The 8,608-nt window shown below is 67.7% G+C and carries 9 protein-coding genes; 2 read left to right on the top strand and 7 right to left on the bottom strand.

The window, feature by feature from the left end; genetic code table 11:
* Positions 1-187 precede the first annotated feature (187 nt).
* Together JHY01_RS21440 and JHY01_RS21435 are read right to left on the bottom strand one after the other, a co-directional pair.
* Positions 188-1,309 carry an LPXTG cell wall anchor domain-containing protein gene (locus tag JHY01_RS21440; RefSeq protein ID WP_205327737.1) on the bottom strand — a complete coding sequence of 374 codons (1,122 nt, stop codon included), beginning with the start codon at positions 1,307-1,309 and terminating at the stop codon, positions 188-190.
* A 238-nt stretch (positions 1,310-1,547) separates the two neighbouring features.
* On the bottom strand, positions 1,548-2,657 hold the full coding sequence (locus JHY01_RS21435; RefSeq protein WP_205327736.1) for a sugar-binding protein: 1,110 nt from the start codon (positions 2,655-2,657) through the stop codon (positions 1,548-1,550).
* Positions 2,658-2,986: 329 nt separating this feature from the next.
* On the opposite strand from JHY01_RS21435, the gene JHY01_RS21430 reads away from it, so the two are divergent.
* Positions 2,987-3,895 carry an MBL fold metallo-hydrolase gene (locus tag JHY01_RS21430; RefSeq protein WP_205327735.1) on the top strand — a complete coding sequence of 303 codons (909 nt, stop codon included), beginning with the start codon at positions 2,987-2,989 and terminating at the stop codon, positions 3,893-3,895.
* 43 nt (positions 3,896-3,938) lie between these two features.
* Here the strand turns inward: JHY01_RS21430 and JHY01_RS21425 are convergent, their stop codons facing one another.
* Entirely contained in the window at positions 3,939-4,454 is a 516-nt protein-coding gene (locus tag JHY01_RS21425) for a MarR family winged helix-turn-helix transcriptional regulator (RefSeq protein WP_205327734.1), read from the bottom strand.
* 134 nt (positions 4,455-4,588) lie between these two features.
* On the opposite strand from JHY01_RS21425, the gene JHY01_RS21420 reads away from it, so the two are divergent.
* Positions 4,589-5,497 carry an EamA family transporter gene (locus tag JHY01_RS21420; RefSeq protein ID WP_205327733.1) on the top strand — a complete coding sequence of 303 codons (909 nt, stop codon included), beginning with the start codon at positions 4,589-4,591 and terminating at the stop codon, positions 5,495-5,497.
* Between the two features lie 96 nt (positions 5,498-5,593).
* On the opposite strand, the gene JHY01_RS21415 is transcribed toward JHY01_RS21420, so the two are convergent.
* The 4 genes from JHY01_RS21415 to JHY01_RS21400 form a co-directional block, all read right to left on the bottom strand.
* Positions 5,594-6,253, bottom strand: coding sequence for a hypothetical protein (locus JHY01_RS21415; RefSeq protein WP_205327732.1), 660 nt, complete (start codon positions 6,251-6,253; stop codon positions 5,594-5,596).
* Between the two features lie 79 nt (positions 6,254-6,332).
* Positions 6,333-6,698 (bottom strand): DUF5655 domain-containing protein, encoded by a 366-nt coding sequence (locus JHY01_RS21410; protein ID WP_205327731.1) that lies wholly within the window; start codon positions 6,696-6,698, stop codon positions 6,333-6,335.
* A gap of 33 nt (positions 6,699-6,731) precedes the next feature.
* Positions 6,732-7,535: an ABC transporter permease gene (locus tag JHY01_RS21405; RefSeq protein WP_205327730.1), complete on the bottom strand. Its 804-nt coding sequence runs from the start codon at positions 7,533-7,535 to the stop codon at positions 6,732-6,734.
* Complete coding sequence (locus tag JHY01_RS21400) at positions 7,532-8,509, bottom strand: ATP-binding cassette domain-containing protein (RefSeq protein WP_307814519.1); 978 nt, start codon at positions 8,507-8,509, stop codon at positions 7,532-7,534. The genes JHY01_RS21405 and JHY01_RS21400 overlap by 4 nt, the downstream gene beginning before the upstream one ends.
* Between the last annotated feature and the right edge of the window lie 99 nt (positions 8,510-8,608).

The following is an 8,608-nucleotide window of genomic DNA, read 5'->3' as shown; positions in this document are numbered from 1 at the left end:
GCAGGAAAGCATGCCGCTCCGCGGTCAGCTTCCTCGGGCCCTGAGCTTTGGTCCGGTTCTGACGGATCTGGAAGTCCATCGCAATCCCTTGTAGATCAAGGTGTTGCAACGACTCCTAGAACCCAAGTGCGAACTGTGCGGCCCTTCCTCTAAGCGGTCGGGCTCAAGCCCTCGAACCGCGTGGTGTCTACCAGTCCTGCGCGGCGCGGCGGCGGCGCATGATCAGGAAGATGGCGGCGGCGGCCACGATGAGCGCGGCGGCCGAGCCGATCATGATCGTCATCGAGCTACCGGTGGTGGGCAGCTGCGGCTGAGCGGACGGGGTCTCGCTCGGCGAAGGGGTCTCCTCGTCGCACGGGGTCCACAGGAAGTCGCCGTAGACGGCGTCCTTCGGCACCTCGATGTAGTACGAGATCCAGACTTCCTCCTGGACGTCGATGGCGAGCGGGACGCTCTCGGAGCCGCCCGGGGCGATCGTGTAGGTCAGGGGCTCCTCGGCGATGTCCGACCAGATCTCGAAGTAGGTCTCTTCGCCGTCCTCGGGCACGCTCAGCGTGAAGGTCAGGCCCTCGCAGTCGGCCTCGACCGCGATGTAGGAGCACAGCTCCTTGTCGTACCACTCGAAGGTCTCGACCAGGTCGCCGTCGACGAGGACGTCGACCGAGAGGCCTGCCTCAAAGTCTTCGACGTAGAAGTACCAGCCGAAGCCGTCCTCTCCGTCGGCTTCGGGAGTGTAGCTCTCCTCTTCGCCGTCGCTGGAGACGAAGGTGAACTCCGCCAGCGCTTCGGGGTTGGTGTTCTCGGCCCAGACCCAGATGCCGACGCAGTCGACGTCGCTGTCGATCGTGAAGCCCGGCTCGGGTTCCTCCGGCGTGGTGTCGCAGCCGCCTTCGGGCTGCGAGACGATGAAGGGCTGGCCGGTTTCGACCTTCTCGTAGTCCGAGTTCGCCCACTTGACGGTGAGTGAAAGGCTCACAGTGTCGACGTTGCCGGGAACGACCTGGGTGCCGCTGAGAGTGTCGGCGGAGCCGTGGGCGGGGAGCGCCGCATCTGCCATGAACAGGTCGCCGGCGACGTCGCCGTCGACGGCCCAGGACTGGACGGTGCCGACGAGGTCATCGGGCCTGCCATGCCAGGTGCCGTCGGTGGCCTCCCAGGTGACGGTCCAGGTGCCGTCCTCGTTGCACGCGGAAGTGCCCCAGTAGTCGGAGTGGTGGGCTTGGGCGGCGGAAGCGAAGGTTACCGCTCCTGCGAGGCCGAGGACGACGCTGCCGCTCAGTCCCAGCACCCGCTTGAGGGTACGGTTCATGGTTCTCCTAAGGATGCTCTTGCATTGGGGGGAATCGGAGCCGGGCGGTCGAGGGTGTGAGAGTTCGACCGGCTTCGGCAACTTACCAAATGAGACACGCCCCGATGCGAGGAGAGGTCGCATAACGATCGCATAACGGGACGGCGGTAACCGAATGTGGCGCAACGAGAACCGACTGGACACAGTGAAACGGCCGGGCAGATGCCCGGCCGTCCAGATGGTGTCCCCTTCGGAGGCCTCAGTCCTCGTCGGCCGGGGCGGTGTCGATCGCCTCTTCGGTGGCGTACCCCGAGTCGACGACGACCTCCTTGTAGTTGTCGACCGTCACATTGAGCGGGTCGAGGAGGTAGGCGGGGATGAACTTGAACCCGTTGTCGTAGGTGCCGAGGTCGTTCACCTCGGGTTTGCCGCCCTCGACGATCGACTTCACCATGTCGACGGTGACCCCGGCGAGCAGTCGGGTGTCCTTGAACACCGTCTCGGTCTGGCCGGTGCCCTCCTTGATCGCCTTGAGGGACCGCAGTTCGGCGTCCTGGCCGGTGATGACCGGGAATTCGTCCGAGCCGGGCTCGTAGTCGGCGGCGACCAGGGCCTCGACGATGCCGCGGCTGATGCCGTCGTACGGCGAGAGCACGGCGTGGAGCGGCTGGTCCTTGTAGAACTCGTCGAGCAGGCCGGTCATGCGCTCCCGCGCCACCGCGCGGCTCCACTTGTCGGTGGCGGTGAACTCCAGCTCGGTCTGGTTGGAGGGGATGACGACCTTGCCGCTGTAGATGTAGGGCTCGAGGGTGTCGAGGCCGCCCTGGAAGAAGTACTGGGAGTTGTTGTCGTCCGAGGAGCCGGAGAACAGCTCGATGTTGAACGTCTCGTCGGTGTCCTGGTCGAGGCCGAGCTTATCGATGATGTGCTTGGCCTGGAGCACGCCGACCTGGTTGTTGTCGAACGAGGCGTAGTAGTCGACGTCGGGGGTCTCGAGGATGAGGCGGTCGTAGGAGATGATCGTGACGCCCTTGTCCTTGGCCTTCGCGAGGACCTCGCCGAGGGACGTGTTGCCGATGGCGGCGATGATGAGGAATTCGACGCCCTGGTCGATCATCGACTGGATCTGCCCGATCTGGGTGGGGATGTCGTCCTCACCGTTCTCGAGGATGGTCTTGTAGCCGAGGTCCTGCAGGCGCTTCTCCAGGTCGGCGCCCTCCAGCACCCACCGCTCGGAGGTCGTGGTGGGCATGGCGATGCCTGTGAACCCGGTGAGCGGCTTCGTTTCCCCGCCCGCGCCGCATGCGGCGAGCGATACGGCTGCGACGCCTGCCGTTCCGTACAGCAGGCCGCGACGACTGAGTTGCATGGGGGAGGTACTCCTTCGTACAGGTGAGGGGGTTTATTTCACCCTCGAAAACTTACACGAGTGGAAAGCTCGCCAAACCGGGTCATTCCGTGATCGAACCGTGTCCTGGAGAGAGGTACGAAACAGGATGCAGAGGCGCATTGCGCCGCATTCCCCCGCCGCGTTCAAGGACCCTGATCGAAGATTTCGACGCCATCCGAAACGAACGTAGAACCTGCCCGGAAGGCGCTTCCCGGCGGCCCCTCCGCAAAGCGACGGGTCTCGCTCCCACGGTGAAGACGGTGATCGGCGTCGATGTGTCAGCGCCGGGACCGCATACCATTGCGCCCATGAGTGATCGGTGGACAGAGGTGGCCCCGCGCGTGTGGGCGCGGCGCTTGAGGGAACTCGACCAGACGCTGGGCCTGGTGATCGGCGACGACTGCTGCCTGGTGATCGACACCGGCATCAATGCCGAGGCCGGATTCGAGTACGCGACGGCGATCCGCGAGAAGACCGATCTGCCGTGGCAGGTCGCCTACACGCACGACCACTTCGACCACTGGTTCGGGACCTCCGCGTTCGGCGAGTCCACCGTCTGGGCCGTGGCGGACGGCGCGCACTACATCCGCTTCGGCGATGAGCAGCGGGCGGCCTGGGCCGCGAAGTCCCGCCGGGACGGCCGCGAGGACGACGCGCGGCGGGTCGCCCGGACGAAGCTGGTGCCGCCGAACTGCCGGGTGCAGGGCGCGATCGGACTGAACCTGGGCGGGCGCACGGTGGTACTCCGCCAAGTGGGATTGGCGCACAGCGACAACGACATGGTGATCGAGGTGCCCGACGCGGGCGTCCTGTTCGCCGGCGACATCTTGGAGAACGGCGCGGCGCCCTCGTACGACGGGGCGTTCCCGTACGAGTGGCCGCAGGCGGTGGAGTACCTGCTGAGCTGGAAGCCGAAGGTGGTCGTCCCGGGCCATGGCGACCCGGCCGACTACTGGTGGGCGCGGGCGCAGGCGCGCGACCTGGCCGAGATGGCGCGGTTGTGCGGCGAAGTGGCGCAGGGGTTCATCACCGAGGAGGAGGCGTTGGCGCACAGCCCGTTCGGAGAGGCGACCATGCGGACGGCGCTGGAGCGCTGCAAGGCGCTGACTCCCCCGCCGCCGGAGCCGCAGGCGCCGGTCGCGGCGGCCGGGCCGAGCCTGCCGCCTCCCGTGGTCGTCTACGACGTGCTGGAGTACGACATCGACATGCGCCAGTGAACCGGGCGGCGAACAGCCGCCCCGGCGGCGGTCCGGACGGGCCCTAGCCGAAGGGCTGATCCTCGAAGTTCGCGTGCAGCTTGCGCAGGAGCGCGTCCAGTTGGCGGCGCTCCTCGGCGTTCAGGACCGAGAGCTTCTCCGCGTGGAATTCGACACCGGCGCGCGCGGCGGCCTCGATCGCCTCGCGGCCCTGTTCGGTCATGCGGACCTTGAGGCCGCGTCGGTCGGCGGGGTCGGGCAGGCGCTCGATGAACCCGGCCGCCTCCAGCTTGTCCAGGCGGCCGGTGAGCCCGCCGGAGCTGAGCATGAGGCTCGCGCTGATCTCCTTGGGTGACAAGGTGAACGGTTCGCCCGAGCGGCGGATGGCCGAGAGCACGTCGAACTCGTTGCGCGCGATGCCGTACTGGGCGTAGAGGCGGTGGAGCCGCTCGCCGAGCTTCGTGGAGATCCGGTGGATGCGGCCGAAGATCGCCATCGACTCGAGCGGGAGGTCGGGCAGCTCGCGGTGCCACTGCTCGGTGATCCGGTCAACGGCATCGGGCTCCACGGCGTCGGTCATGGGGATCATTCTGGCCCACCTGACTTTCGGTCGCGGAAGTACCTCAGGGTGATCTAACTCAACCACGAGTATCTTGACAAAGAGTAGCTTGAGAGTAAGCTACTTTTCATCAAGCTACCTCCTAAGGAGCCACGATGAACCGCAGCACCAAGGACCTCCTCCTCACGGCCCTCGCCCCCGTCATGTGGGGCACCACCTACGTGGTGACCACCGAATTCCTCCCGGCCGACCGCCCCTTCCTCACCGCGATGCTGCGGGCGCTCCCCGCCGGACTCCTGCTCATACTCCTGTCACGAAGGCTCCCGAGAGGTTCCTGGTGGTGGAAGTCGGTCGTGATCGGCACGCTGAACATCGCCGCGTTCTTCGCCCTGCTCTTCATCGCGACCTACCGGCTCCCGGGCGGCGTCGCGGCGGTCGCCGCGGCCGTCGGCCCGCTGGCGACCGCCGGTGCGACGCTCCTGATCCTGCACCAGAAGGTGCGCCTGCGCACCTGGCTGCTGGGCCTGGCCGGCGTCGGCGGTGTGGCGATGGTCGTGCTGACGGCCGAAGCGGCGCTCGACCCGATCGGCGCCGCGGCGGGCATCGGCGGCGCGGTCGCCATGGCGGTCGCGGTGACCCTGACCAAGCGCTGGGGCATCCCGACGAACGCGGGCCCGGCCGCCCTCGCGGGCTGGCAGCTCACCGCGGGAGGACTCCTGCTCATCCCCCTGGCCTTCGCCGTAGAAGGCGCGATCCCCGCCCTCACCGGTGTGAACCTGCTCGGTTACCTCTACCTCGGTCTCGTGAACACGGCGCTGGGCTACTGGTTGTGGTTCCGCGGCATCGGCCGGCTCTCGATCGTGCCCTTGAGCTTCCTGGGGCTGCTCTCCCCGCTCACCGCGGCCACGGTCGGCTGGATCGTGCTGGGCGAGACGTTCTCGACCTGGCAGACCGCAGGCTTCGCGGTGGCCCTGGCGGCGACCGTCACCGCGCAGCTCCAGGCGAAGCCGAAGGCGCCCGAGCGCATCGAGGCCATGGAGCCGAAAGTGCTCGCCCGAGTCTGATCCTGTCGCATTGCAGCACCGCGGCCCGGCGCATGTCGCGCCGGGCCGCGGTGTCGCAATGCCGAGACTCCCTCGATGCGGGGCTCGAAGCAGCGCCTAGGACTCCGAGTCGGCCTTCAGCGCTTCCCAGACCGGCTCGGTGTCGAGGTCGGCGGCGAGGCCCGCGATCTGGTCGACCGTGACGTCGACTTCGTCGCCGTCCATGTCACCCCACCACACCGTGGCGACGGAGCCGTCGGGGAAGAACGCGGCGGCCTCGATGTACGTCGTGTCGGTCGTCCACGCGACCACCGTGCCGTCATCGAGCTCGACCTCGGCGCACTCGGTGTCCCCCTCGCGGCAGTGGAGGAGGTAGTGCATGTCGAACTCGCCGTCCGACACGTCCTGGATCCCGGTGGTGATCCCGCCCGGCAGGTACAGGGCGGTCTCCAGGCCCTCGCCGGTCTGGTCGACGTAGAAGTCGGCGCGGAACTTGCGTTGCACCGGCGTCTCGTTCTGGCCGTCGATGAAGTAGTTCTGGAGGCGCTTCATCGGCAGCGAGGCGTCGAAGGTCCACTCCTCGAAGTGCTCGGCGAGCGCCTCCTCGGTCTCGTCGTGGGCTTCCGCGGTGAACTCGTCCTCGACGAAGTCCCACTGCTCGGAGTACTCCCAGCCTTCGGCCGGGATCTCCGGTTCCTGCGCGGCGGCCGCGGTCGCGGGGAGGAGCACCGCCGCGGCCGAGGCCGCGACGATCGCCGAACGCTTGAATGAGGCCATGATGGTCGCCTTTCCGTAGGTCCGATGCCTTGTCGCTTCATATATGCCCTGAACGGTCCGAAAGGTTGCACCGCCCGGTTCAATCCGCCGCGCGGTAGGCGGTCTCGAGCCAGGCCCGCACTTCGGCGTCGATCGGTTCCGGCCCAAGGAGTTCGAGGTGATGCATCCAGACGTTCGACGAAGGATGCACCACCTCCTTGAAACGATCGGAGTCGAGGCGTTCGGGAAGCGCGATCGACAGCACGGCCGGCACCGTCGAATCGAGGTACTGGCCGGGCCGCCATACGAACGCGAAGGGCCTGCGGCGACGGAACGCGATCTGGCTCTTACCGGTCCGGATTTCGACCTCGCCGATCGCGGCCACCGCTGCGGCGACGGCCTCGAAGAGCGCGAGACCCTCGGGGTGGCCCTCGAAGAGGTCGCCCGGACGCCGCTCTCCGGTCATCTCGCCCCGTCTTCCCCGCCCGGCGCCCGCTCGTCAGACCATCTTGCGTCGGTAGGCGCGCATCGCGAGCGGGGCGGTGACGGCGAAGATCGCCGCGGCCCAGACGAACGTCCACATCAGCGGTTCGGTGACGGGGCCGAACGACAGCAGCCCCCGCATGGTGTCGGCGAGGTGCGTGACCGGGTTGACCTTGGCCCAGGCCTGCATGAAGCCGGGCATCGTGTTGATGTCCACGAAGGCGCTGGACGTGAAGGTCAGCGGCATGATGATCACGAACGCGTAGATCTGGACCTTCTCCTCCGAGTCGGCGACCACGCCCATCAGGACCGAGAGCCAGGAGATCGCCAGGGCGAAGACCACGAGGACCAGGGCCGCGAGGAACGCGCCGGCGACCGTGCGCAGCTCGAAGCCCATGAGCAGGCCCAGTCCGAGCATGACCACGATGGACCAGACCTGCTTGAACATGTCGGCGAAGATCTTCCCGGCCAGCGGGGCGGAACGCGCGATCGGCAGCGAGCGGAAGCGGTCGTAGACGCCCTTGCGCAGGTCGGCATTGATGCCGGTGCCGGTGTACATCGTGAGGAAGATCGCGTTCTGGGCGATCAAACCGCCGAGGACGTACTGCAGGTAGTCCGAAGTGGATCCCGCCATCTGGCCGCCGAAGACGTAGACGAACAGCAGCAGGAACATGATCGGGCTGAGGCTCAGGTCGACGAGTTCGAACGGGTTGTGCTTGATGCGGACCATCTGCCGCCAGGCCATGGACAGGACCTGGCTGACGGTGGCGCCGGGGCCGGGCCGGTGGATCACCGGGGCTTCGACGGTTGCGGCGGTCATTTCGCGGGCTCCTCGTTCTCGGCGGCGGCGTCGGTCTCGGTGCGGCGGCCGGTGAGGGTCAGGAAGACCTCGTCGAGGCTGGAGAGACCGAGGTGGAACTCGGTGAGCGCGATGCCGCGGTCGCGGAGGTCGGCGGCGAGCGCCGGCATGATGCCGTCGTCGTTGACGCCGACGGTGATCGCCCCGGCCTCGACCATGGGTTCGAGCTCGGGGAAGCGCTCGGCGACGAGGCCGCGCACGGCCTCGAGCCGGGCGTGCTCCTCGGGCTGGATGCGCAGGCTCTGACCGCCGATCTTCGCCTTGAGCTGCGTCGGCGTGCCGGTGGCGATGACCTTGCCGTGGTCGATCACGGCGATCTCGTGGGCGAGCTGGTCGGCCTCCTCGAGGTACTGCGTGGTGAGCAGGACGGTGGTGCCGTCGGCGACCAGGCCGCGCACGAGTCCCCACAGCTCGCCGCGGGCGCGCGGGTCGAGTCCCGTGGTCGGTTCGTCGAGGAAGAGGATCCGGGGCCGGCCCACCAGGCTCGCGGCCAGGTCGAGGCGGCGCCGCATGCCGCCGGAGTAGGCCTTCGCGGGCTTCTCGGCGGCGTCGGAGAGGTTGAACTGGGCGAGGAGCTCACGCGCACGGGCCTTGGCGTCCCGGGTGGGCATGCCGAGCAGACGCCCGATGAACCGCAGGTTCTCCTCGCCGGTGAGCAGCTCGTCGACGCCGGCGAACTGGCCGGTGAGGCCGATGAACGTGCGCACCTGCGCGCCGTCCTTGACGATGTCGTAGCCGCCGACGCGGGCGGTCCCGGCCGTGGGTTCGGAGAGGGTGGCGAGCATGCGGACCATGGTGGTCTTGCCCGCGCCGTTGGGGCCGAGGACGCCGAGCACGGTCCCGGTCCGGGCCGCGAGGTCGACCTGGTCGAGGGCGACGAGATCGCCGAAGTGCTTGGTCAGGCCCTCGGTTTCGATGGCGTTGTCTTGCGACACTTCGTCCTCCTTCGGAGTGGTGTCGTGTGGAAGGGTTCTGGTTTCCGGGCGTGCGCCCGAGATCATGATGTCATATTGATGCGTTTGTGACATCACCTT

The sequence above is a fragment of the Glycomyces sp. YM15 genome (assembly GCF_016918015.1).
Lineage (GTDB): Bacteria > Actinomycetota > Actinomycetes > Mycobacteriales > Micromonosporaceae > Glycomyces.
This window is presented reverse-complemented; position numbering and strand designations above follow the sequence as displayed.